General features: G+C 65.3%; 23 protein-coding genes. 12 read left to right on the top strand and 11 right to left on the bottom strand.

The genetic code is table 11. The features are described from left to right. The first annotated feature begins 12 nt into the window (after positions 1-12). Entirely contained in the window at positions 13-867 is an 855-nt protein-coding gene (locus NMP98_RS06215) for a winged helix-turn-helix domain-containing protein (RefSeq protein WP_254860667.1), read from the top strand. Here NMP98_RS06215 and NMP98_RS06210 read toward each other — a convergent pair whose 3' ends face one another. Beyond that, positions 868-1,866 carry an ornithine cyclodeaminase family protein gene (locus NMP98_RS06210; RefSeq protein WP_254860666.1) on the bottom strand — a complete coding sequence of 333 codons (999 nt, stop codon included), beginning with the start codon at positions 1,864-1,866 and terminating at the stop codon, positions 868-870. 37 nt (positions 1,867-1,903) lie between these two features. After that, positions 1,904-2,134: a DUF8015 family protein gene (locus NMP98_RS06205; RefSeq protein WP_254860665.1), complete on the bottom strand. Its 231-nt coding sequence runs from the start codon at positions 2,132-2,134 to the stop codon at positions 1,904-1,906. A 232-nt stretch (positions 2,135-2,366) separates the two neighbouring features. Here NMP98_RS06205 and NMP98_RS06200 point away from each other — a divergent pair, with 232 nt between their 5' ends. Together NMP98_RS06200 and NMP98_RS06195 are read left to right on the top strand one after the other, a co-directional pair. Further along, positions 2,367-3,680 (top strand): MFS transporter, encoded by a 1,314-nt coding sequence (locus NMP98_RS06200; RefSeq protein WP_254860664.1) that lies wholly within the window; start codon positions 2,367-2,369, stop codon positions 3,678-3,680. A 50-nt stretch (positions 3,681-3,730) separates the two neighbouring features. Beyond that, positions 3,731-4,144, top strand: a complete 414-nt coding sequence (locus NMP98_RS06195) for a DUF3054 domain-containing protein (protein ID WP_254860663.1) — start codon at positions 3,731-3,733, stop codon at positions 4,142-4,144. 16 nt (positions 4,145-4,160) lie between these two features. On the opposite strand, the gene NMP98_RS06190 is transcribed toward NMP98_RS06195, so the two are convergent. Then, complete coding sequence (locus NMP98_RS06190; RefSeq protein WP_254860662.1) at positions 4,161-4,718, bottom strand: class I SAM-dependent methyltransferase; 558 nt, start codon at positions 4,716-4,718, stop codon at positions 4,161-4,163. A gap of 51 nt (positions 4,719-4,769) precedes the next feature. Between NMP98_RS06190 and NMP98_RS06185 the strand changes: the two genes are divergently transcribed. Next, complete coding sequence (locus NMP98_RS06185; protein ID WP_254860661.1) at positions 4,770-5,339, top strand: GNAT family N-acetyltransferase; 570 nt, start codon at positions 4,770-4,772, stop codon at positions 5,337-5,339. A 3-nt stretch (positions 5,340-5,342) separates the two neighbouring features. Here NMP98_RS06185 and NMP98_RS06180 read toward each other — a convergent pair whose 3' ends face one another. Further along, positions 5,343-5,597 (bottom strand): hypothetical protein, encoded by a 255-nt coding sequence (locus NMP98_RS06180; RefSeq protein ID WP_254860660.1) that lies wholly within the window; start codon positions 5,595-5,597, stop codon positions 5,343-5,345. Positions 5,598-5,684: 87 nt separating this feature from the next. On the opposite strand from NMP98_RS06180, the gene fen reads away from it, so the two are divergent. The 5 genes from fen to gatE all read left to right on the top strand — a co-directional run bounded on the left by fen (position 5,685) and on the right by gatE (position 11,008). Then, positions 5,685-6,671, top strand: coding sequence for a flap endonuclease-1 (gene fen / locus NMP98_RS06175; RefSeq protein WP_254860659.1), 987 nt, complete (start codon positions 5,685-5,687; stop codon positions 6,669-6,671). Between the two features lie 25 nt (positions 6,672-6,696). After that, a complete protein-coding gene (locus NMP98_RS06170; RefSeq protein ID WP_178916881.1) occupies positions 6,697-6,933 on the top strand; it encodes a BolA/IbaG family iron-sulfur metabolism protein in 237 nt (78 codons plus the stop codon). Positions 6,934-7,005: 72 nt separating this feature from the next. After that, complete coding sequence (locus tag NMP98_RS06165) at positions 7,006-8,418, top strand: class II fumarate hydratase (protein WP_254860658.1); 1,413 nt, start codon at positions 7,006-7,008, stop codon at positions 8,416-8,418. 148 nt (positions 8,419-8,566) lie between these two features. Further along, a complete protein-coding gene (locus NMP98_RS06160; protein WP_254860657.1) occupies positions 8,567-9,076 on the top strand; it encodes a helix-turn-helix transcriptional regulator in 510 nt (169 codons plus the stop codon). A 78-nt stretch (positions 9,077-9,154) separates the two neighbouring features. Further along, positions 9,155-11,008: a Glu-tRNA(Gln) amidotransferase subunit GatE gene (gatE, locus tag NMP98_RS06155; protein ID WP_254860656.1), complete on the top strand. Its 1,854-nt coding sequence runs from the start codon at positions 9,155-9,157 to the stop codon at positions 11,006-11,008. 4 nt (positions 11,009-11,012) lie between these two features. On the opposite strand, the gene NMP98_RS06150 is transcribed toward gatE, so the two are convergent. Further along, entirely contained in the window at positions 11,013-11,774 is a 762-nt protein-coding gene (locus NMP98_RS06150; RefSeq protein ID WP_254860655.1) for an RNA methyltransferase, read from the bottom strand. Beyond that, positions 11,775-12,290 (bottom strand): DUF8114 family protein, encoded by a 516-nt coding sequence (locus NMP98_RS06145; protein WP_254860654.1) that lies wholly within the window; start codon positions 12,288-12,290, stop codon positions 11,775-11,777. It abuts the gene before it with no gap. A 103-nt stretch (positions 12,291-12,393) separates the two neighbouring features. On the opposite strand from NMP98_RS06145, the gene folP reads away from it, so the two are divergent. The 3 genes from folP to NMP98_RS06130 all read left to right on the top strand — a co-directional run bounded on the left by folP (position 12,394) and on the right by NMP98_RS06130 (position 15,380). Next, on the top strand, positions 12,394-13,521 hold the full coding sequence (folP, locus tag NMP98_RS06140; RefSeq protein ID WP_254860653.1) for a dihydropteroate synthase: 1,128 nt from the start codon (positions 12,394-12,396) through the stop codon (positions 13,519-13,521). A gap of 145 nt (positions 13,522-13,666) precedes the next feature. Further along, on the top strand, positions 13,667-14,362 hold the full coding sequence (locus NMP98_RS06135; RefSeq protein WP_254860652.1) for a 6-hydroxymethylpterin diphosphokinase MptE-like protein: 696 nt from the start codon (positions 13,667-13,669) through the stop codon (positions 14,360-14,362). Positions 14,363-14,420: 58 nt separating this feature from the next. Further along, positions 14,421-15,380: an MBL fold metallo-hydrolase gene (locus NMP98_RS06130; protein ID WP_254860651.1), complete on the top strand. Its 960-nt coding sequence runs from the start codon at positions 14,421-14,423 to the stop codon at positions 15,378-15,380. Positions 15,381-15,447: 67 nt separating this feature from the next. On the opposite strand, the gene NMP98_RS06125 is transcribed toward NMP98_RS06130, so the two are convergent. The 5 genes from NMP98_RS06125 to NMP98_RS06105 all read right to left on the bottom strand — a co-directional run bounded on the left by NMP98_RS06125 (position 15,448) and on the right by NMP98_RS06105 (position 22,365). Then, positions 15,448-15,924, bottom strand: coding sequence for a MaoC family dehydratase (locus NMP98_RS06125; RefSeq protein ID WP_254860650.1), 477 nt, complete (start codon positions 15,922-15,924; stop codon positions 15,448-15,450). A 2-nt stretch (positions 15,925-15,926) separates the two neighbouring features. Continuing rightward, positions 15,927-17,654, bottom strand: coding sequence for an acyl-CoA carboxylase subunit beta (locus tag NMP98_RS06120; protein ID WP_254860649.1), 1,728 nt, complete (start codon positions 17,652-17,654; stop codon positions 15,927-15,929). A gap of 5 nt (positions 17,655-17,659) precedes the next feature. Next, positions 17,660-19,435, bottom strand: coding sequence for an acetyl/propionyl/methylcrotonyl-CoA carboxylase subunit alpha (locus NMP98_RS06115; RefSeq protein WP_254860648.1), 1,776 nt, complete (start codon positions 19,433-19,435; stop codon positions 17,660-17,662). A 2-nt stretch (positions 19,436-19,437) separates the two neighbouring features. Further along, positions 19,438-20,604: an acyl-CoA dehydrogenase family protein gene (locus tag NMP98_RS06110; protein ID WP_254860647.1), complete on the bottom strand. Its 1,167-nt coding sequence runs from the start codon at positions 20,602-20,604 to the stop codon at positions 19,438-19,440. A gap of 78 nt (positions 20,605-20,682) precedes the next feature. Next, a complete protein-coding gene (locus tag NMP98_RS06105; RefSeq protein WP_254860646.1) occupies positions 20,683-22,365 on the bottom strand; it encodes an acetate--CoA ligase in 1,683 nt (560 codons plus the stop codon). Positions 22,366-22,408: the final 43 nt, after the last annotated feature.

The following is a 22,408-nucleotide window of genomic DNA, read 5'->3' as shown; positions in this document are numbered from 1 at the left end:
AGGAGTAGGCGTATGTCGAGCCAACGGCTCTCGCCGGCCGAGGCGTTCGAGATACTCGGCGACGACGTGCGGCTGTCGATTCTGCAGGCGCTCAAAGACGACCGGCGTCCGGTGTCGTTCTCCGAACTTCGCGAACGCGCCGATGTCGACGACAGCGGCCGATTCAACTATCACCTCGACCGCCTTCGCGGCCACTTCATCCGCCGCACCGACGACGGCTACGAACTCCGGTATCACGGCAAACGGGTCGTCGAGACCGTCCTTTCGGGGACGCTCACCGACACCGCGACGGTCGGACCGTTCTCCGTCGAGGGGTCCTGCTACGCCTGTGGTGGGGCGCTGGAGGGCGTCTACGACGACGAGCGAGTGACGATTCGCTGTACCGACTGCGAGGAGCGAATCCTCTCCATCGACTACCCGCCGAGTGCGCTGCAGAACCGCGACACCGAGGAACTGATGGAAGCCTACCGTCGCTGGGCGACCACGGGAATGATGCTCGCGGCCAACGGGGTGTGTCCGAGCTGTGGCGGCAAGACGGAGCGATACCTCTTCGAACCGGACAACCACCTCCCGTTCGAGGTGCTGGTCGGCTTCGAGTGTACCGTCTGTACGAACCGCTCGGGCACGTCCTTCGCGTCGCTCGCGCTCCGAAAATCAGTCGTCGAGTCGTTCTACGCCGACCACGGCGTCGACGTCGAGACTCGCCCCTACTGGGACATCGAACCCTGCGTAACGGGGGAGTACACGACCGTCGAGTCCCGTGACCCACTCGACGTGGAAGTCACGTTCCCGGCCGGCGAGGAGGAACTCCGCGTCCGACTCGACGACGACTTGAATATCGTCCGGACGGTCCGCGAGCGAGTCTGACTACTCGCCGGTCAGCGCCTCGCTTCCGGGCGCGAACTCGATGGTCTCGCCGAGACCGCGCTCTTTCGCCCGCTCGTACAGTCCCCACGCCGCCGCGACGGTTTCGATGCCGGTTCCACCGCTGTCGAACACCGTCACCTCCTCGTCGCTCGTCCGACCCTCCGCCGACCCGGCGACGACTTCGCCCAACTCGGCGTGGATGTGGTCGTCGTCGACGACGCCGGCGTCCCGCGCCGCGAGGAACGCGCCGGCGTCCTGGAACGCTCGTTCCCGGAGGTCCGGGACGTAGGTCGAACGGGCGACCGTCTCGGCACTGATTTCCTGCTTCCCGAGGTCGTACTGGCCCATCGCGGTGACGTGGGCACCGTCCGCAAGGTCGTCGTCGTGGAAGACGGGGTCGGAGGCCTTCGTCGCCGTGATGACCACGTCGGCTCCCGAAACGGCCGCACTCGCGGAATCTGCCGCGGTAACGTCGGCCGCGAGGTGGTCGTCGAAGTCGGCGGCGAAGGACTCCCGACTCTCCGGTGTCGGCGAGAACACGCGAACCGTCTCGAAGTCCCGAACCGTCGCGGTGGCCTTCAATTGCCCTCGTGCCTGTGCGCCCGACCCGACGACCGCACAGGTACTCGCGTCCTCGCGTGCCAGTTCGTCGACCGCGACGGCGCCGGTCGCGCCGGTCTTGAAGGGGTTCATCGACGCCCCATCGAGCAACGCGAGCATCCGGCCGGATTCGGCATCGAACAGCGGCAACGCGAAGTGTACGTCGCCGTCGCCGAACCCGGCAGCGTAGGTGTACCCGCCCATCCCGCCGACTTCCGGGAGGATAGCGAGGTAGCCGGTACACATCCCCGGTGGGTCGCCGTTGACGAGTTTCGTCCGCGGTTCGGCGGTGCCGGTCAAGCCGTGGCTCTCGTAGCCGGCGCGAACCCACTCGACGTACTCCGTGGGCGTCGCAAGACCTGCGAGTTCGTCGCTTCGAAGGAACAGAACGTCCGTCATACCGACGCTTCGGGCGGCGCCCGCTTAGGGACTGCGACTAGTCGGCAGTGGCGCCCGCTGGCGGCGCCTCGGCGGTGGGTTCGTCGTCTCCGGCAGTCGTTGCGACGGGCGCGTTGACGAACAGCGCATGGTAGATGAGACCGACCGCAGCCACTGACGCCAACGGAATCGAGACGGACAACGACAACCCGGCGAGGAGGAACACGGCGGTCAGGCCGGCGAACGACGCGGGAATGAGCCCGAGAACGATGTCGTAGTAATCCGTCATAATACGCCGTAAACTACTGCTGATTGTTACTTAAACATTTTTCAAAATCATCTGATATTCAATGCAGAAACAACGAATTGGCTCTGTAAAGGTGGCAAGAAAAATTTCCATAACTTATAGAGAGGTTATAGAAGAAAAGCACCCGGCCGGTCTGCCGACCGCCCCTAGCCGCTCTACGACGGGTGGGCGTGAGTCCGTTCGCTTATATCGTGGCCACGACAACCGCCGGGCAATGAGTGATGACGCGTCGTCGGACGGTCCCGACAGCCCGTCCGAAGTCGACTACGACGGGCGAGCACGGGAGATACTCGGCTTCTCGCGATGGTGGCAAATCGTCGCCGCGGCCGGCATGATGGCCGCCGTTAGCCCGTATCAGTACGTCTGGTCGTCCATCGAAGGGCCGCTCGCAGAGAGCCTCGACATCGCCCTGCCGGCGCTCGGTGCTGTCTTCTCGTTTTATGTCGTCTTCCAGTCGCTGTCGCAGTTCCCCGCTGGCTGGTGGCGGGACCGCCGCGGCCCGCGACTGTTGATGTTTCTCGCGGCGCTGCTCGCCGGCGGCGGCTACGTCGGGTTGGCCTACGCCGACAGCATCTGGCAGTTGTACGTCCTCTACTCGCTGGGTGCGGTCGGCGTCGGTATCGTCTACACCGTCGCCGTCAACACCGCAGTCAAGTGGTTCCCCGACCGAACCGGACTCACGACCGGTATCGGGACGATGGCCTTCGCCGGCGGCAGCGCACTCGTCGTTCCCTACGTCCGGGCGAACGCGACCGTCGCCAGTTACGCCGACGTGTTGCGCAACGTCGGCATCGTCATCCTCCTCGTCTTGCTCCTCGGTGCGGTTCTCCTCCGTGACCCGCCCTCGAACTGGCTCGGTTTGGAGGACGATGACGACAACGCCGACCGCTCGAACCTCGCGGCGTCGCTGCGCGGTCGCTCCTATACGACCAGAGAGATGCTGAAGACCTGGCAGTTCTGGCTGCTGTATGCGATGTTCATCGCGACCGCCGGCGCCGACTTGCTCGTCATCGCGAACGTCGTTCGCTTCGCCGAACACCTCGGATTCGCCGCCGTCGTCGCCACCGCCGCGGCAACCCTTCTCCCCATCGCTGCCGGTGTCTCCCGGATGATTCTGGGTGAGGCCTCCGACCGCTTCGAGCGCAAGCACGTGATGGTCGTCTCGTTCGTCCTCGCCGGCCTGTTCCGTCTCGGCCTCATCGCCGCCGGCAGCGCCGACGCCGGCATCGTCTTCGTCGCGATGGTGATGGGCGCGATGTTCTTCTCCTCGCCGCTGTACGTCTACTTCCCAGCGATGATAGCCGACTACTACGGCTCGGAGTACTCCTCCAGCAACTACGCGGTCATCTACACCGCGAAGGTCGGTGGCGGCGTCTTCGCCGGCACCGTCGCCGGCTTCCTCGTCGCTTCGTTCGGCTGGATTCCCACCTTCACGCTCGGCGGCGCCCTCGCTATCGCCGCGGGGTTGGCCGCACTCGTTCTCCGGCCGCCATCCGGGTCGGGGCTGAACGCCGACCCGACGGAGTGACCGCAGGACAATCCGCAAGGACTTGAAGGGGTGGCCTCGAAGCCTCGCTCATGGCAGACCAGTCGTTCCTCGAACAGCGACTCGACGCGAGTACGTGGCCGATTGCGGTCGGCGATATCGTCGTCCTGATGGCGTTCCTACTCGTCGGGACGCTTCAACACACGCCGATGGAGCGGTTGCAGGCCGAACCGATAATCTACCTCTACGCCGCCGGGCCGTTCATCCTCGGGTGGCTCGTCTGTGCGCCGCTCGTCGGGGCGTACTCGCCGGGCGGTGGGTCGGCGCCGAACTCCTCGATTCCGCTCGCCATCCGGTCGTGGGTGCCCGCCGCCATCGTCGGCATCGTCGTCCGTGTCCTCGTTGTTCCGAACCGCGGTTTCGACCCCATCTTCGCCGGCATCATGCTTGTCGGCGGCGCGTTCGTGCTGACGGTGTGGCGGTTCCTCTACTTCAAAATCAGCTGAGACGGTCGGTCCCTTCTCACTCCTTGACGCCCGCGATAGTCATCTCGAAGCCGTACTCGAGCGGCCGAGTGTCGAGGCCGGCATCGTCGATTGCGGCTTGGAGTTCCGCCGCCGTGTAGAACCGCGAATCGAACCCGACGAGTCGTTCACCAACGTCGAGCAGTCGCCCTCGGCGCGTCGAGCGGTCGAACTCCGAGATGACGAGGACGCCGCCCGGGGCGAGCACGCGGGCGGCCTCGCGCAAGGCACCCTCATGGTCGGGGAAGTGATGGAACGCGTCGACGATGAGGACGGCATCGACCGAGCCGTCTGCGAGTGGTAGCGATTCCGCGACGCCTTGGACGGTTTCGAGGCCGCGGCCACGAGCCCGTCGGAGCATCCCCTCGGCGGGGTCGACGACGGTGGCCCCCACCTCCTGGGCCACTCGTCCCGAACCGCCGCCGACCTCGACGATTCGTTCGAGTTCGCGGTCGGCACAGACCAGCCCTTTCCGGAGCGCGAGCGTGTCGGCCGGTGGCATGAAGATGTCGTACAGCGGCGCGAAGGTATCGAAGGCGCGAACGTCCCAACTCATTGTCGGGGAATCGAGCGCCGGGCATAACTCCGTTGCCCCCGTCGGTCGGGTATGGCCTCCGAGTTCCCGGCCCCCGAACTCCTCGGCTGGCCGGCCGACGGCCCCACGATCCGACTCGATTACCGGCGGTTCAGCTACGCCGGGAAGTTCGTCATGTCGAACACGGGAAAGGCAGTCGTTCGCGAAGGCGAGTCGACCGATGGCGAGTTCGACGACAGCGTGGTCGCTGCCGTCGCGTTCAATGCCGACCGAACCGACTCGGAGACGCTGTGGCTCCGGTACGTCACCGTCCGGGACGACCGTCGCGGCGAGGGAATCGGCCCGCGACTCTGTCGGTTCGTCGTCGAGCGAGCGGCTGCCCGGGGCTACGAGCGCGTCCGCATCGCGGTCAACAACCCCTTCGCCTACGAGGCGCTGTACCGGGCGGGGTTTGCCTTCACCGGCGAGGAGACCGGCATCGCCGAGTTGGTGTTGGAACGCCCCGCCCACGCGCCGGCGGAGCGCTCGACGGCCCGATACCGCGCAGGGCTCGACCGGTACCGAAAGCGTGACCTCTCCGATGACGAACGGGCGTTTCTGGAGCGAAAACGCGGTGAGGAGCCGCCCGCGCCGTCCGGGTGAGCGCTACCGAAATCGGCTGCCCGGCATCCTGACACCGCTGAGTCGGTACAACAGGAGCGCGGCGAGCGCTCCCACGAGGACGAAGACGGGGACGACGGATATCCACACGGTCGGTGGGACGACTTCGACGATGGTCCCTTCGAGATACGGTTCGGTGACAGACCAGCCGACGGCGATGCGGAAAACGACGAGGCCGAGTACGGAGACTGCGACGAAGACTAGCAGTGCCGCCCTGTCGACCGTTCGCTCCCGGTCCATTGCCCCAGCGTACGGCACCGGCCGAGGAAAACCCCACGACTCCGGCGTGGCGGGGGATTCAAGCGCTCGGCGGGCCAACGGCCGCCAATGGGAAACGCGGACATCCGGCAGTTGGCGGTCATCGAGCCGAAACCCTTCGAGGAGTTGGCCGGATCGGTCGTCGCCATCGACGCCCACAACTGGCTGTATCGGTATCTGACGACGACGGTGAAGTTCACCCGAAGCGAGGCCTACACTACGGCCGACGGCGAGGAGGTCGCGAACCTCATCGGCGTCGTTCAGGGGCTTCCGAAGTTCTTCGAGCACGACATCACGCCCGTGTTCGTCTTCGACGGCGGCGTCACCGAACTCAAAGACGACGAGGTCCAAGAACGTCGCGAACAGCGGGAGACCTACGAGGAACAACTCGCGGAGGCCCGCGAACGCGAGGACTCCGAAGCGGCCGAAATCGCGGCCCTTGAATCCCGAACCCAGCGACTCACCGACACGATACAGGAGACGACCCGCGAACTGCTTGCGTTGCTCGACGTGCCGGTCGTCGAGGCGCCTGCCGAAGGGGAGGCACAGGCGGCCCACATGGCTCGATACGGCGATGCCGACTACGTCGGTTCGGAGGACTACGACGCGCTGCTGTTGGGCGCTCCCTACACGCTGCGGGGATTGACGAGCAAGGGCGACCCCGAGTGTATGGAGTTCGAGGCGACGCTCGAAGAACACGAGTTGACGTGGGAAGGACTCGTCGACGCCGCCATCCTGATGGGGACGGACTTCAACGAAGGCATCTCCGGAATCGGCCCAAAGACGGCCGTGAAACTCATCCGGGAACACGGCGACCTCGACGGCGCACTGGCGGCCCGTGGGGAGTCCATCGCCCACGCCGACCGCATTCGAGCGATGTTTCTGGACCCGAACGTGACCGACGACTACGACTACGACACTGACATCGACCCGGATATCGAGGCGGCAAAGCGGTTCGTCACCGACATGTGGGAGGTTCCGGCCGAGGAGGTCGAACGCGGCTTCGAGCGCATCGAGGAGTCGGTCGTCCAGACCGGCCTGGACCGATGGACGTAGGTGAATCGAAGACACACACGGCAGTATGACACCGGAAGACGTTGAGGAAACAATCGAGGCGGCAATCGAGGAGTGTGAGGCGACCGTCGAGCGTGCCCGCGGCGACCACGACGACGACCACCTCCGGGCGACGGTCGTCTCGCCGGCCTTCGAGGGACTGTCGCTGCTCGAACAGCACGACCTCGTCTACGACGCCCTCGGGGAGGCGATGACGACCGACGTCCACGCCTTGGAGTTGACGACGCGGACGCCCGAGGAGTAACGACGGCCGACGTTGCTCGGCGCTCGCGGCGGATTCGGTGATTTTTACGTGCCCCGACGCGACGCCTCTCGTATGTCCGACGACCAGGAGTTCCGAACCGAACGCGACAGTCTCGGCGAGATGCAGGTGCCGGCGGACGCCTACTGGGGCGCCCAGACCCAGCGCGCCGTCGAGAACTTCCCCATCTCGGGGCTGACCTTCCAGCGGCGGTTCATCCGTGCGCTCGGCATCGTCAAGAAGGCCGCCGCGAAGGCCAACGAGGAACTCGGCCTCCTCGAGTCCGAGAAGGCCGACGCCATCGTCGAGGCGGCCGACGAGGTCATCGCCGGCGACCACGACGAGCAGTTCCCCGTCGACGTGTTCCAGACCGGCTCGGGAACCTCCTCGAACATGAACGTAAACGAGGTTCTCTCCAACCGGGCCACCGAGATTTTCGGTGGCGAAATCGGTACGCGGGAGATTCACCCCAACGACCACGTCAACTACGGCCAATCGAGCAACGACGTGATTCCGACGGCGATGCACGTCGCCGCACTGGAGGCCGTCGAGCGCGACGTGATTCCGGCCCTGGAGACGCTGGCGGACGAACTCGCCGAGAAGGAAGGCGAGTTCGACGACGTGGTCAAGACCGGCCGAACCCACCTGCAGGACGCCACGCCCGTCCGTCTCGGACAGGAGTTCGGCGGCTACCGGACCCAAATCGAGAAAGGAATCAAGCGCGTCGCCGCGACGCGGGACCACCTCGGCGAACTCGCCCTCGGCGGCACCGCCGTCGGGACGGGTCTGAACACCCACCCCGAGTTCCCCGGCCTCGCCGCGGAGTACATCTCCTCGGAGACGGGCCTGGAGTTCCGTGAAGCCGACAACCACTTCGAGGCACAGGCGGCCCACGACGCGATGAACGAGGCCCACGGTGCCCTGCGGACGGTCGCCGGATCGATGAACAAAATCGCAAACGACCTCCGACTGCTCGCTTCCGGCCCCCGAAACGGCCTCGGCGAAATCGAACAGCCGGAGAACCAGCCCGGCTCGTCGATCATGCCGGGCAAAATCAACCCGGTCGTCGCCGAGTCGGTCAATCAGGTCCACAAGCAGGTCGTCGGCAACGACGCCGCCGTCTCCGCTGGCGCGGCCCGCGGCGAAATCGACCTCAACCTCTACAAGCCGGTGGTCGCGTACAACTTCCTGCAGAGTGCGAACCTCATCGCCAACAGCGCCGCCGTCTTCGGCGAGCGTTTCGTCGGCAAACTCGAAGCCAACGCTGACCACTGCCGGAAGAAGGTCGAGGAGACGATGGCGCTCGCGACGGCGCTGAACCCCGCCATCGGCTACGACAAGGCTTCGAAGGTCGCAAAACAGGCTCTCACAGAGGGAAAGACCGTCCGTGAGGTCGCCATCGAGGAGGGCTACCTCACCGAGGCGGAGGCAGACGACGTCCTCGACCCGCGTGCGATGACCGAGCGGGTCATCCTCGGCGACGACTGAGGACGAAAGCGCTTCGGCTTTCGAGAAGTCCCCTGTGAGAAACCCCTCCAACCACTAATACAAAACAGGGTGAATCAACCGGATACATGCGTATTTTATATAAATCCTTTGGCGGGTTTTCTGCCGGAGAAAACGGGGTTGATGGGTTATGTACACACGGGGTTTCTACGGCAACATGAACCCGATGGAGTCCGGCTCTGAATCGAGCCCGCAAATCAGTATCGACCGTCTGCAAGCGGAACTCACCGGCGAAGACGAGTCCGCCGCCTCCGGCAGTGCCGTAGCGGAACTCGTCGCCGATGTCGAATCGTCGGTGGCCGACCGCGGCCGGTTCTCCTTCGGTGAATCCTACGTCAAAACGTCGCTGGACGAACTGCTGTTGTCGCTCGTGGGGCTTCGAGCCTCGGACACCCACGGCAAGCAACTGCTCGATGACCTCGCAAGCGAGTTCGACACCGTTCTCAGCCCGGGTACCGTCTATCCACGGCTCCACGGCCTCTGTGACGGCGACGTACTCGAACAGCGCGAACTGGTCAAGACGAAGGAGTACACCCTCGCAGACGGCGACGCCGCTCGCAGACAGGTCGCCGAGGCCGCTCGCCAGCACCTCGCCTTGGGAATGGTGTTTCACGCCGCGCTTGAAGCCGGCGAGTTCTGAGCACTCGTGGACCGTCCGTCGCTCCGTCGGTCCCGCGGATGGTGTCTTTTTTGACGCTGCCCATCGGAGCGGTTCGTAATGAGCTACGACTACGAGGAGTTGGGTCTCGTCGCGGGGCTGGAGATTCACCAGCAACTCGACACCGAGACCAAACTCTTCTGTAACTGTCCGACGGAGCGCCGCGAACCGGAGGAGTCGGTCCGGTCGTTCACGCGATACCTCCACCCGACGAAATCCGAACTCGGCGAACTCGACGAGGCGGCCCTCGAGGAGTCCCGCGTCGACCGAGAGTTCGAGTATCTCGCCTTCGACACCACCTGTCTCGTCGAAGAGGACGACGAGCCACCGCACCGCCTCGACGGCGAGGCACTCGACACCGCGATGGAAATCGCCTCCCTGCTCGACTGTGAGGTCGTCGACCAGGCCCACGTCATGCGGAAAATCGTCGTCGACGGCTCGAACACCTCGGGCTTTCAGCGCTCCTCGCTCGTCGCCACCGACGGCGAAATCACCACCTCGGAGGGTTCGGTCGGCATCGCGGATATGCTGCTCGAAGAGGAGTCCGCCGCACGAATCGAGGAGCGAGAGGGTGGCGTCACCTACGGACTGGACCGTCTCGGCATCCCGCTCGTCGAAATCGGAACCAAACCCGACATCCGATCGCCCGAACAGGCGCTGGAGGCCGCAGAGCGAATCGGGATGTTGCTGCGCTCGACGGGAAAGGTGAAACGCGGTCTCGGCACCATCCGACAGGACGTGAACGTCTCCATCGCCGAGGGTGCCCGCGTCGAGATGAAAGGCGTCCAGAGCCTCGACGACATCGACGACCTCGTCGAGGGCGAGGTCGGCCGACAGGTCGCGTTACTCGACATCGCCAAGGAACTGCAGGCGAGAGACGCGTCGGTCGCCGAACCGCAGGACGTAAGCGGCGTGTTCGAAGACACTGACAGCGGCGTAATCGCCGGTGCCGAAGCGGTCTACGCCGTCCGACTCGAAGGATTCGACGGCCTCGTCGGCCGGGAAATCCAGCCCGACCGCCGCCTCGGCACGGAGTTTTCCGACCACGCCAAACGCCACGGTACCGGCGGCATCTTCCACACCGACGAACTGCCGGCCTACGGCGTCACCGACGCCGAGGTCGAGGCGCTTCGTGAGGCCGTCGACGCCGAGGCCGACGACGCCGTCGCGCTGGTGGCGGCCGACGCCGAGGTTGCCGAGGGGGCCATCGATGCCGTCGCCGACCGCGCGGAAGTCGCCATCCACGAGGTGCCCGAAGAGACCCGCGGGGCAAACGAGGACGGCACCTCTCGGTACCTCCGGCCGCTGCCCGGCGCGGCGCGGATGTACCCCGAGACGGACGTGCCGCCGGTCGAACCCGACCCCTCTACCGTTGAGACGCCCGAACTGCTCACCGAGAAAGTCGAACGCTATCAATCGGAGTTGGGCCTCGGCGAAGGACTGGCCGACCAGGTCGCCTACGGCCGACACATGTCCACCTTCGAGGAGGCCGTCGACCGCGGCATCGACCCGACGACGGCCGCCGGCACGCTCGAATCGACGCTGACGGAACTCAGACGCGACGACGTGCCCGTCGGAAACCTCACCGCAGAACAGTTGCTCTCGGTGCTGGAACTCGTCGAGGACGGCGAGTTGGCCAACGAGGGTATCGGTCCGGTGCTTTCGGAGTTGGCCGCAGACGGGTCGCTGTCGGCCGAGGAAGCCATCGAGGAGGCCGGCCTCTCCGGCGTCGACCGCGAGGAAGTTCGGGAGGTCGTCGAGGAGGTCGTCGGACGGAACGCCGACCAGGTCGAAGCCGAGGGGATGGGCGCGTTCTCGGGGCTCATGGGCGAATGCATGGGCGCCCTCCGCGGAAAGGCCGACGGCGAAGTCGTCTCGGAGTTGCTGCGAGAGGAAATCGGAAAGCGGAGCTGACTTCTCAGGACTCGTCGTTCTCGTCGTTCTCGTCACCGCGGGGAATCTCTCCGGTTGCCCGTAGCGCGCCGCGCCGGAGGACGCCCCGCATCGTCCGTGCCTCCCGCCCGGTCGGCTGGCCACGGGCGATGAGTCGGCGGAACAGCCGTTCGGTCTTCTCGATTTTCTCCTCCGGGTGCCCCACGTCGTGGAGGTACTCCGAGAACGTCTCGTACAGTCCCTCGATTTCGTGTTCCTCGGCGCGGACGTGTTCGTTTTCGGGATGTTGTGTCTCCTCGACGGTCAACTCACGGAGTTCGTACAGGACGATAGTTGCAGCCTGAGCGAGGTTGAGGACGGGGTATTCGCCGCTGGCCGGAATCGAACAGACTCGGTCTAATCGGGCGATTTCCTCGTTGAGCAGACCGACGCGTTCGCGGCCGAAGACGATACACACGTCGGCGTCGAGGCCGGCCAACTCGTCGGTGAGGTCGGCGGGTTCGACGAACGGGTAGCGAACGTGTTTGCGTGCGTCCTCGTTGGTCGTCGCGGTGCAGGCGACGGTGTAGAAGTTCTCGACGAGGTACTCGAAGTCGACCTCACGGGCGTTCGGCAACACGTCCTCGCGTGCGTGACCGGCGAAGCCGTAGGCCTCACCCTCGGGGTCGAGTTCGGGCGGGTCGACCAGATACAGCTCCGAGAGCCCGAAGTTCTTCATCCCGCGGGCGATGGTGCCGACGTTCCCCGGCGTTTCGGCGCCGACGACGGCGACTGCGATGTCGACCATCTACGTGATGTCGGAGTAGTCCATCCCGATGGCGTCGAGGTCCTCGTCGTCGAGATCCTCGATTGCCTCCTCGAGTTCCGGCACGTCCTCGCCCATCTCGGGCGTCGGAATCTCGTCGGGTTCGGTGTCGACGTACTCCAGTCCCTCGTAGTCGTCGGGTGCGCGGTTGCCTGCGGCGAACCATTCGTGGAACAGGTCCGCGAAGTCGGAATCACCCTTCGCACGCTGTCCGGGACCTTCCCGGAACCAGTAGAGGAAGTGGGGTTCGTGTTCCGGACAGAGCAGTACCTCCGAGAGGGGTTCGCCGTAGACGATGCGGGCGACGTTGCAGTCGGCCTTCTTCTCGTTGAGCAGCCAACACACGTCACACGGTTCGCCGGCGACGACGCGCAGTCGGATGAGACGCCGACGCGTCTCCTCGCTCATCTCCTCGAGCGGTCGGATGTCGTCGTTCTCGTCGAACACCTCCTCCTCGTCGAAGCGCCATCCCCGAAGCGCGATGGAGACCTTTCCCATGGGCGGGATTTCGTGACGGGAGCGTATAAGCGCGTCCGTCCGCGGCGGCGTCGTCGGCTGCCGATACCCGACGCCTTTAGCGGCCGGCCCCCGAATTCGAGGTATGCGAACGGTAGACGCCGCAGGGCTCTCCATCGGCGACGACCACCCGCCGCGAATCATGGGCGTGTTGAACGTCTCCGAAGAGTCGCCGTACGACCCGAGCGTGTTCGACGACGCCGGCGAGGCCGCCGAGTACGTCGACCGCGAACTCATCGACGAGGGCGCCGACATCGTCGACGTGGGGCTGGAGTCGGCGAACAAGCGCTTCGAGGTGTTGTCGGCCGAAGAGGAACTCGACCGACTCGACACCGCCGTCGAGACGCTTGAATCGACCTCCGGTGACGCCGTCTGGTCGATAGAGACGCGGTATCACGAGGTCGCCGAAGCGGCTCTCGATGCGGGCTTCGAGATGGTCAACGACATCTGTGGCTTCGCCGACCCCGAGATGCCCCGTGTGTGCTCGGAGTACGACGTGGCCGTCTCGAAGATGGCCTCGCCGCCGGACCTCGAACGTCCCGGTGCGGTCGAGGACCCCGACGACATCTACGAGGCGCTGTCGATGAACGGCTTCACCGAGAAGACGCTCGTCGACCCCGCTTTCGGCGGGTGGTCGGAAGCGAAGACCCTCGAAGACGACCGCGAGACGTTCGACCGACTGCGGGAGTTCCGAGGCTACGGCCGACCGATTCTCGTCTCCATCAACCGGAAGAACTTCCTCCGAGAACTCGCGGGACGGGACACCGAGGAGGCGCTGCCGGTGTCGCTTGCGGCCACGTCGATGGCGGTCGAACGCGGCGCCCACGTCGTCCGAACCCACGACGTCGCCGAGACACGCGACGCCGCCCTCGTCGGTTACGAGTTCCGACGCGACCGGCTCCGGGACCCCGAAATCGCCGTCGAGGAGTTAGACGTGACAACGGATGGGGAGTTCGCCCGACACCTCGACCGCGTGACCGACTCCGAAGAGGAACCCGCAGTTACGACTCGCGCCTTCGAACTCCGGCTACCGGAGGACGCCGAACGTTACGTCGCCAGACGCGCTTCGACCGAGGGAGTCCGTGTCTTCCGTGGTGACGGCCTTTTACTCGTCGGAACCGCGGCGGAACTCCGGTCGCTCCGGGCGGTCGTTCGCTCGGGACCGAAATCTGCCCAAAACGCTTTAATGGAGATATCGGCGTCTCTGGAGTAGTCTGACGTATGTCGGACGCTTGGCATTCAGTACAAGAAAGCTTATGCCAGACCGACCGGAATGACCGACTGGAAGCCCGGAGGGCACATCTGGGTAGGGGTACCTTGGTGCGCTCTGGGCCCAGTCTTTACGTCCCGTAGTGGCGATGCTATATCAGGAGTGGAATCCCGCATACGAGGCGATACTGTCCGATTTCGGGTTCGACCGGGCGGCCGACGAACACGCCAGAGACCTGCTCGTCGAGTTATTGGCGGACGAACGGCCGCTCGCTCTCGATGACCTCGACCTCTCGGGGACGGTCGCAGTCTGTGGCGCCGGGCCATCGCTGGCCGGTGACCTCTCGCGTGCCCGCCGAGCAGATAGCGTCGTCGCCGCCTCGACGGCCGTCGACGTGCTTCGTGACGCCGGTGTCGCCGTCGACTGCATGGTGACCGACCTCGACAAGAACCCGGAGACCGCACGTGAGTTGACCACGGCGGGGACACCGGTTGCGGCCCACGCCCACGGCGACAACGTCGAGGCACTCCGGGAGTTGGTGCCTACGTTCGAGGCCACGGCGGTGCTGCCGACGACGCAAGCCGAGCCACGCGTCCCCGTCGTCAACCCCGGTGGATTCACCGACGGCGACCGGGCGGCGTTCCTCGCGGACGCCTGTGGCGCCGATGCTCTCGTCTTCGCGGGATGGGACTTCGAGGACCCGACGGTCGACCCGACGAAAGCCCGGAAACTGCTGTGGGCCGAACGGCTGCTCCGGTGGCTGGAACTGCGCCGTGGTGAGCGCTTCGGGGTTCTCGACGGCCGCCGGGACGGCATCGACCTCCCGTGGCTCGACGGCGTGTGAGCCGGCAGTATCGGGGGCAGTCGGACCTTTTATTTCCGCCTCCGGCGAAGCGGGTCCGATGACGGCCGACCCGCCGGTCCACCGTATCGAGTTCGACATCCCGTGGCCGCCCGACACCGCCTACGCCTACCTCCTCGACGCCGACGAGCTGATACTCGTCGACGCTGGCGCACCCGGGGAGACAGCCACCGAGACGCTCCGAGAGGAGCTCGCCGAGGCGGGTTACGAACTGTCCGATGTCGACCACCTCCTGATAACGCATCCACACACCGACCACGGTGGGCAGGTCGCTACTATCGTCGAGGCGGCCGACCCCACCGTGTACACGCTTTCGGGCGTCCGCGAGCGCCTCACACGCGACTCCGACGACCTCGCGGCCGCCGTCCGTCGGAACGCGGTCGAGGTCGGCATTCCCGACCTCGAAAAAGAGGTCGACCGAGCGGTCGATTCGCTCCGGCGGAATCGGAACTGTCTGCCGCCCGAACACATCGACACCGAACTCGCCCCGGGCGAGCCCATCGAGGTGGGCGGTCTCACGTTCGAAGCGATACACGTGCCGGGCCACCAGGAGAATCAGGCGGCGTTCCGACACGGCGACCGACTCTTCGCCGGTGATACAGCCGTCGAGCCGTTCCGCCCCGCTGCGCTTCACGTCGGCCTCGACGACGGCTGCCGTGAGGCGATAGACGCCTTCCATCGGGGATTGGACGCCCTCGAAGCCGTTGCGCCGGACATCGACTGCGTCTATCCCGGCCACGGCCCCGTCTTCGAGGGCCTCCAAGCCGTCGTCGAGCGGGACCGCGAGTCGTTGGAGACCCTCGCCACGGACTGCCGGCGTACGCTGGAAGTCCTCGGGGAGGCGACGGCTTACGAGGTGACCGACGCCCGCATCGAGAACCTCGAAAAACGCCCGTACACGCTCTTCGAGTCGGTCGGCGCGCTCGCACGACTGGAACGGCGGGGTAACATCGAGTCGACGACCGACGACGGCGTGCGACGCTACCGTCTCGAAGGATGAGGCCCAATACAGGCGAACGTCGACGCCAGCGTTGACGACGCTACGAGCGTCGACGGAGTGCGTGCCTTTACTCGACGTTTGCCTTCTTCAGCGACAGCGCCGTTCGGTCGAACGCACAGACCAGCACTTCCTCGCCGTCCTCTGTTTCGCGGTTGACCGCGAACACCTCGACGTGCATCGTGACGATGCCGCGTTCGCCGTCGGAGGTCTCGCGTTTATCCGTCACCGTCGATTGCACCCGGACGGTATCCCCGTGAAAGACGGGATTGGGGTGTTCGACGTTGTCATACGAGAGGTTCGCGACGATGGTGCCGTCGGTCGTATCCGGAATCGTGAGGCCGACGGCGAGGCTCATCGTGTAGAGTCCGTTGACCAGTCGGTCGCCGAACTGGGTGTCGGCGGCGAACTCCGCGTCCAGATGGAGCGGTTGCTGGTTCATCGTCATATCGCAAAACTGCTGGTTGTCGCTTTCGCTGATGGTACGCCGCTTGTCGTGTTCGATGGTCTCGCCGACCTCGAACTCCTCGAAGTACTTGCCCGCCATACTCAGAGAACGGTCCCGTGTTTCTTGTCTGGCAGGTCCTTCTCGATGCCCTCGTAGAACGCGAACCGTCGTTCGAGTTGCTCGCGCAGACTCGACGGCGGAATCACGTCGTCGATGACGACTTCGCTGGCCATCCGGCGAACGTCGATGTCCTCGCGGTACTCCTCGCGGAGTTCCTGTTCTTTCCGCTCGCGCTCTTCGGGGTCGTCGATTTCGGCGAGTTTGCGGGCGTAGACCGCGTTGATGGCCGCTTCCGGTCCCATGATGCCGATTTCGCCGGAGGGGAGTGCGATGGTCGATTCGGGGTCGTAGGCCGGCCCCGACATCGCGTAGATGCCGGCGCCGTAGGCCTTCCGGACGACGACACACTGCTTCGGCACCGTCGCGCTGGAGGTAGCGTAAATCATCTTCTTGCCCTGCTCCAGAATCCCGTCCTTTTCGACCTGTGAACCGGCCATGAAGCCCGGCGTGTCCGACAGATACAGAAGCGGGATGTTGTAGGCGTCGCAGGTCCAGATGAACTCGGCGGCTTTCTCGGCGGCATCGGGGAAGATGGCCCCGGCCCGGTGGTTGGGTTGGTTGGCGACGATACCGACCGGCCGCCCGTCGATTCGGGCGAACGACGTGATAATCTCCTTGCCGTACTCCGGACGGAGCTCCAGCACCGACCCCGCATCGACCACGCGGTCGATGACGTCGAACATGTCGTAGCCCTTGTTGGGTTCCTGTGGAATCACCGAGTCGATGCCCTTCGGAGCGTACTTCGGCGGCTTCGGCGTTGCCCGCGGCGGGTCCTCGTCGCTGTTGTCCGGCAGGTAACTGATGAGTTGGGCGACCAGCTCCCGGGCGTGTTCCTCGTCTTCGGCGATGAGGTCGGCGCTACCGGAGTGTTTCGCGTGTACGTCCGGGCCGCCGAGTTCCTGCAGTCCGATGTCCTCGCCGGTGACCATCTCGACCATCCGAGGAGAGGCGATAGCCATCGCGCTCATCCCGCGGACCATGACGGTGAAATCCGCGAAGACCGGCGTGTACGCGGCGCCGGCGATACAGGGGCCATACAGGACGCAAATCTGTGGAACGCGGCCCGAAAGTCGGGAGTGGTTGTAGTAGTACTTCCCGATTCCCTCGCGGTTGGCGAAAAAGCCGGTCTGCTGGTCGATGCGACCGCCCGAAGAGTCCATCAGGTACAACACCGGTTGCCCCGTTTTGAGGGCGCGTTGCTGCATGCGGAGGAACTTCTCGACGCCCTTGGCGGCCATGCTCCCGCGTTTGACGGTGTAGTCGTTGGCCATGAAATGGACATCGCGGTCTTCGAACTCCGCGCCGCCGGTGATGAGACCGTCCGCCGGCAGCACGTCGTCGGCGTCGAACTCCGCGAACGTGCCATCCTCGAAGAGAAAGCCGTCGTCGCCGAACCACAGGTCGATGCGGTCCCGGACGAACAGTTTGCCCTCCTCGGGCAGTTGCTCCTTGTACTTCTCTTTGCCTCCCGATTCGATTTCCTCGATTTGCTCGAGGAGTGTCTCTTCGCGTTCGGTCGGCCCGAGGTCGTCGTCGATGGGTTCGGTGTCGGCCGACCTTCCGGCATCGCCGCCGTCGTAGGTCGCCTCGCCGAGTACCGCGCCGTCGTCGTCGACGACCGTCACGTCGTCTCCGTAATGGGTTGCCATCGCCTCGGCTATCGCCCGTGCCTGTACGTCGGTCGTGTCGTCGGAGACTCTGATGCGCATTGGTATCACTCCAGTACGACGAGCGTATCGCCCATGTCGACGGAGTCGCCTTCCGCAACCGGAACGGACGCGACGGTCCCGCTCGTGGAGGCGACCACGTCGTTTTCCATCTTCATCGCTTCGAGCACGCAGATGACATCGCCCTCTGTCACGTCGTCGCCTTCCGCGACGTCGACCGAGAGGACGGTTCCCTGCATTTCGGCAGTGACGCCACCGGCCGTCGCGGCCGCGGCGCCACCGCCACCCCCAGCATCGCCGCCGGCGCTTCCGCCACCGCCGGTTCCGCTGGAACTGTCGGCTGCCGGCGTGAGGCCCTCCTCCACGACGACGTCGAACCGCTGTCCGTCGACCTCGACGGCGAGTTCGGCTGTCCGTGGCTGGCCGTCGCCGCCGGCGGTGCTGTCGGTGCCCCACCGGTCGACGGCGTCGGCAATGGCCGCCCCGTCGAGTTCTTCGTCGAGGTATTTCGTGGTGTGGCTCCCGGAGACGAACACCTCGTCGTCGAGCATGAGCCGGTGGAACGGAATCGTCGTCGCGACACCCTCGACGTCGAAGTGTTCGAGGGCGCGCTTCGACCGCGCGAGACAGCGCTCGCGGTCCTCGGCGTGGACGATGAGTTTCGCAATCATCGAATCGTAGTCGCCGCCGATTTCGTCGCCCTGTGTGACCGCGTCGTCCAGTCGGACGCCGATGCTGGTCGGCGGGTCGTACGTCTCCAACGCACCGGGCGTGGGAGCGAACTCCTCGGCCGGGTTCTCCGCGTTGATGCGGAACTCGATGGCGTGGCCGTCGATGTCGACCTCGTCCTGTGTGAAGGCCAACGCCTCGCCGGCGGCGACGCGCAACTGCCACCGGACCAGGTCGATGCCGGTCACCTCCTCGGTGGCCGTGTGCTCGACTTGGATGCGGGTGTTGACCTCCATGAAGTAGAACTCGCCGTCCTCGACGAGGAACTCGACGGTGCCGGCGTTCGTGTAGCCGGCTTCGCGGACGCCCTGGCGGGCAGCCTCACCGATTTCCGCCCGGAGATCGGCATCGAGGGCCGGACTGGGTGCCTCCTCGATGACCTTCTGGTGGCGGCGCTGCAGCGAGCAGTCACGCTCGCCGAGATGCCGGACGTTGCCGTGTTCGTCGGCGATGATTTGCACCTCGATGTGTTTCGGTGCTTCGAGGTACTTCTCGACGTACACCGAGTCGTTGTCGAAGTAGGCTTCGCCCTCGCGTTTGGCGCTTTCGAGAGCGTCGTCGACTTCCTCGGCGCTCCGGACGATTTTCATGCCGCGGCCGCCGCCACCGCCTTCGGCCTTGATTGCGAGGGGGTAGCCGTACTCCTCGCCCAACTCTCGGACGGCCTCGGCGTCTTCGACCGGGTCGGTCGTTCCCGGGACGACCGGCACGCCAGCCTCCTGCATGACCGTTCGAGCCTTCGTCTTCTCGCCGAGGGTCCGCATGGCGTCGCTCGGCGGGCCGACCCACGTGATGTCGTCGGTCTCCTCGACCCGGCGGGCGAACTCGGCGTTCTCAGCGAGGAAGCCGTAGCCGGGGTGGATGGCGTCGGCACCCGCCTGCTGGGCCGTCTCGATGATGGTCTCCTGGTCGAGATACGAGTCGCTGGCCGGCGCGGGGCCGACGTTGTAGGCCTCGTCGGCGTAGTCGACGTGGCCAGCGCTGCGGTCGGCGTCGCTGTAGACGGCGACGGTGTCGATGCCGAGTTCCTCACAGGCGGCCATCACGCGGACGGCGATTTCGCCGCGGTTCGCGACGAGTACTTTCTCGAACATGGTCAGTAGGACTTCGGGAAGCCGAGTTGCTGGCTGATGTGGTTGTACGCCATCTGCTGGGAGACCGGCGCCAGTCGCGTGAGGTTGATTTCCCGCCACCAGCGCTCGACGTCGTACTCCTTGGCGTAGCCCCAGCCGCCGAAGGCCTGCATCGACTGTTTGACCGCCTCGATGCCGGCGTTGACGGCCGTCGCCTTCGCGACGTTGGTCTCGTAGCCGCAGTCCTCGCCTTGGTCGTAGAGCCAGGCGGCCTTCTCGCGCATCAGCGTCGCCGTCTCCATCTCCGCGTAGGCCTGGGTGATGGGGAAGGAGACGCCCTGATGGCTCCCGACGGGTGCGTCGAACACCTCGCGGTCGTTGGCGTACTCGATGGCGGTATCCGCCGCGAGTTTGCCGATTCCGGTCCCAGCGGCGGCAAAGCCGATACGCTCGGGGTTGAGCATGTCGACCAGCGTCCACCAGCCGCCGTCTTTCTCGCCAAGCAGGTTCTCCTCGGGGACGCGGACGTCCTCGATGAAGACCTCACAGGACTTCGAGTAGTTGATGCCGTGTTTGGGGATGGGCGAAACGTCGATACCGGGGTCGTCCATGTCGACGATGAACAGGCTGATGCCGTCGACGCCGCGGTCGACCTCCTCACGCGGCGTCGTCCGTGTGACGAGAATCATGTTGTCGGCCCGGTCGGAGAAGGTAATCCACGCCTTGTTCCCGTTGAGGACGTACTCGTCGCCGTCCTTCTCGGCGCGGGTCGCGACGTTGAGCGTGTTCGTGCCCGCCTCTGGTTCGGTGATGCCGATCGAGAAGTTCCGGTCGCCGGCCGCGATATCGGGCAGGTACCGTTCCTTCTGTTCGTCGGTGCCGTGCTCGCGGATGCCGACGGCGGCCATCCCGGCGGTCAACACCAGATACCAGGTGCCGGCCATGCCACAGCCTTCCGCACACAGCGTCTCCATGGCAAGGCCCATCTCCTGCATGCCCATGCCGGCGCCCTCGTACTCCTCGGGCACCAGCAGGCCGTGGAAGCCGGCCTCGCCGAGTTCGTCCCAGAACGCCTGGGCGAACTCGCCGTCTTCTTCTTTCTCACGCCAGTACTCCGGTCCGTACTCGCCCGCGATATCCTCGGCGGTCGAGCGTATCATCGAACGCTCCTGTGTAGTTTCGAAATTCATGGGTTGTAGTGTGGATGGAAACAGCGAACAGCGGTTCGACGGCGGGTAGCCGTCGCGCCACGTCGGCCGAAAGAACGCTCAGGCGCTCACGTCGGCCTCTTCTTCGGCCTCGTCTTGCAGTTCGGTCCGTCGAATCTTCCCGGTCACCGTCTTGGGTAGTTCCTCGACGAACTCGATTTCGCGGGGGTACTCGTGGGCGGACAGTTCCTCCTTCACGTGGGTCTTGACGGTCTCCTTCAGGTCCTCGGAGGGGGTAGCGCCCTCGCTGGGCACGACGTAGGCCTTGACGATGTTGCCCCGCTCGGGGTGAGGCTTGGGGACGACCGCGGTCTCGGCGACGGCTTCGTGCTCGCCGAGTGAACTCTCGACCTCGAAGGGGCCGATGCGGTAGCCCGAGGAGAGAATCACGTCGTCGGCCCGTCCTTCGAACCAGAAGTAGCCGTCCTCGTCTTTGTGTGCGAGGTCACCGGAGAGATACCACTCGCCGTCTGGCCCGTCGATGAAGCAGTCGGCGGTCTTCTCGGGCTTTTGCCAGTATTCGTCGAAGAAGCAGGGGTACTCACCGCGCTCGGCGATTTCGCCGGTCTCGCCCGGTTCGAGCACCTCGCCCGTCTCGGGGTCGACGATGTCCGCCTCGATGCCCGGGAGGGGTTTGCCCATCGAGCCGGGACGGAGTTCCATCGTCGGGTAGTTGTTGATAATCATGTTGCCCGTCTCGGTCTGGCCGTAGGTGTCGAGGATGGTGACGCCCAGCGACTCCTCGCCCCACTCGACGACGCCCGCAGAGAGGGGTTCGCCGATGGACAGCGCATGTCGGAGGTCGAGGTCGACGCCTTCGAGGACCTCCTCGTGTTCGCGGAGCATCCGGTAGGCCGTCGGCACCGAAAACAGGACGGTAATGGGGTATTCGTCGAGGAGGTCGGCCCACTCCTCGGGATCGAACTCGCCCTCGTAGGTGAACAGCGAACTCCCCCAGAACCACGCACCGAGGGTGTTGATGGCCCCGGTCAGCCAGCCGAGGTCGCCGGTCGACCAGTAGAGGTCACCCTCCTGGAGGTCGACGGTGTACCGCTGGGTAGCGGCGACGCCCGCAATCCAGCGGTGTTTATGCAGGACGCCCTTCGCCAGTCCGGTCGTCCCGGAGGTGTAGTACAACATTGCGTCGTCTTCGCCGCCGGTCTCGGCGGCGTCGTACTCGGTGCTCGCGTCGTCCAGTGCCGTGTTGAAGACGACGTCTTCGGCGGGGGCGCCCGTGCCGCGGTCGACGGTGATGACGTGTTCGACCGTCGGCGCGTCGTCTAAGGCGTCGGCGACGGTGTCGCGGTTGTCGGTGGTCGTGACGACGACTTTCGCGTCACAGTCGTCAAGCCGATAGGAGATGCCGTCGGGGCCGAACCGCTCGTTGACGCTCCCCCAGACGGCGCCGCGCTTGAGGGTTCCCACGAGGGCGACGTAGTGTTCGGGAATCCGCGGCATATACGAGAAAACCCGGTCGCCCTCCTCGACACCGAGGTCTTCGAGGACGTTCGCGAACTGGCTCGACCGGTTGGCCAGTTCCCAGAACGTCAGTTTGTTCAGTTCGCCGTCGGTGCCGACCTGATACAGCGCCACCTTCTCGCGGTCGGTAGCGTGGCGGTCGGCCACCTCGTGTCCAACGTTCAGTTCCTCGGGTGCATCCCAATCCGCCTCCGCGTAGATGTCGTCCCACGAGAACTCTTCACGCACTGACTCGTAGTCCGGGAGATTGTGGCTTTCGACCATACAGTCCGCTCGGATAGCAGACCAATATATAAACGCTCCCTAT

This window comes from Natronomonas gomsonensis (assembly GCF_024300825.1).
Taxonomy (GTDB): Archaea; Halobacteriota; Halobacteria; order Halobacteriales; family Haloarculaceae; genus Natronomonas; species Natronomonas gomsonensis.
The sequence above is the reverse complement of the archived record's forward strand: the minus strand, read 5'-3'. Positions and strand labels throughout refer to the sequence as shown.

Coding starts and splice junctions, on each gene's coding strand:
- NMP98_RS06120 (WP_254860649.1), bottom strand. CDS start 17,654: ATGCGCATCAGAGTCTCCGACGACACGACCGACGTACAGGCACGGGCG.
- NMP98_RS06115 (WP_254860648.1), bottom strand. CDS start 19,435: ATGTTCGAGAAAGTACTCGTCGCGAACCGCGGCGAAATCGCCGTCCGC.
- NMP98_RS06105 (WP_254860646.1), bottom strand. CDS start 22,365: ATGGTCGAAAGCCACAATCTCCCGGACTACGAGTCAGTGCGTGAAGAG.
- NMP98_RS06205 (WP_254860665.1), bottom strand. CDS start 2,134: ATGACGGATTACTACGACATCGTTCTCGGGCTCATTCCCGCGTCGTTC.
- NMP98_RS06165 (WP_254860658.1), top strand. CDS start 7,006: ATGTCCGACGACCAGGAGTTCCGAACCGAACGCGACAGTCTCGGCGAG.
- NMP98_RS06195 (WP_254860663.1), top strand. CDS start 3,731: ATGGCAGACCAGTCGTTCCTCGAACAGCGACTCGACGCGAGTACGTGG.
- NMP98_RS06160 (WP_254860657.1), top strand. CDS start 8,567: ATGTACACACGGGGTTTCTACGGCAACATGAACCCGATGGAGTCCGGC.
- NMP98_RS06190 (WP_254860662.1), bottom strand. CDS start 4,718: ATGAGTTGGGACGTTCGCGCCTTCGATACCTTCGCGCCGCTGTACGAC.
- fen (WP_254860659.1), top strand. CDS start 5,685: ATGGGAAACGCGGACATCCGGCAGTTGGCGGTCATCGAGCCGAAACCC.
- NMP98_RS06210 (WP_254860666.1), bottom strand. CDS start 1,866: ATGACGGACGTTCTGTTCCTTCGAAGCGACGAACTCGCAGGTCTTGCG.
- NMP98_RS06180 (WP_254860660.1), bottom strand. CDS start 5,597: ATGGACCGGGAGCGAACGGTCGACAGGGCGGCACTGCTAGTCTTCGTC.
- NMP98_RS06185 (WP_254860661.1), top strand. CDS start 4,770: ATGGCCTCCGAGTTCCCGGCCCCCGAACTCCTCGGCTGGCCGGCCGAC.
- NMP98_RS06110 (WP_254860647.1), bottom strand. CDS start 20,604: ATGAATTTCGAAACTACACAGGAGCGTTCGATGATACGCTCGACCGCC.
- NMP98_RS06125 (WP_254860650.1), bottom strand. CDS start 15,924: ATGGCGGGCAAGTACTTCGAGGAGTTCGAGGTCGGCGAGACCATCGAA.
- NMP98_RS06145 (WP_254860654.1), bottom strand. CDS start 12,290: ATGGGAAAGGTCTCCATCGCGCTTCGGGGATGGCGCTTCGACGAGGAG.
- NMP98_RS06135 (WP_254860652.1), top strand. CDS start 13,667: ATGCTATATCAGGAGTGGAATCCCGCATACGAGGCGATACTGTCCGAT.
- NMP98_RS06170 (WP_178916881.1), top strand. CDS start 6,697: ATGACACCGGAAGACGTTGAGGAAACAATCGAGGCGGCAATCGAGGAG.
- NMP98_RS06200 (WP_254860664.1), top strand. CDS start 2,367: ATGAGTGATGACGCGTCGTCGGACGGTCCCGACAGCCCGTCCGAAGTC.
- NMP98_RS06130 (WP_254860651.1), top strand. CDS start 14,421: ATGACGGCCGACCCGCCGGTCCACCGTATCGAGTTCGACATCCCGTGG.
- gatE (WP_254860656.1), top strand. CDS start 9,155: ATGAGCTACGACTACGAGGAGTTGGGTCTCGTCGCGGGGCTGGAGATT.
- folP (WP_254860653.1), top strand. CDS start 12,394: ATGCGAACGGTAGACGCCGCAGGGCTCTCCATCGGCGACGACCACCCG.
- NMP98_RS06150 (WP_254860655.1), bottom strand. CDS start 11,774: ATGGTCGACATCGCAGTCGCCGTCGTCGGCGCCGAAACGCCGGGGAAC.
- NMP98_RS06215 (WP_254860667.1), top strand. CDS start 13: ATGTCGAGCCAACGGCTCTCGCCGGCCGAGGCGTTCGAGATACTCGGC.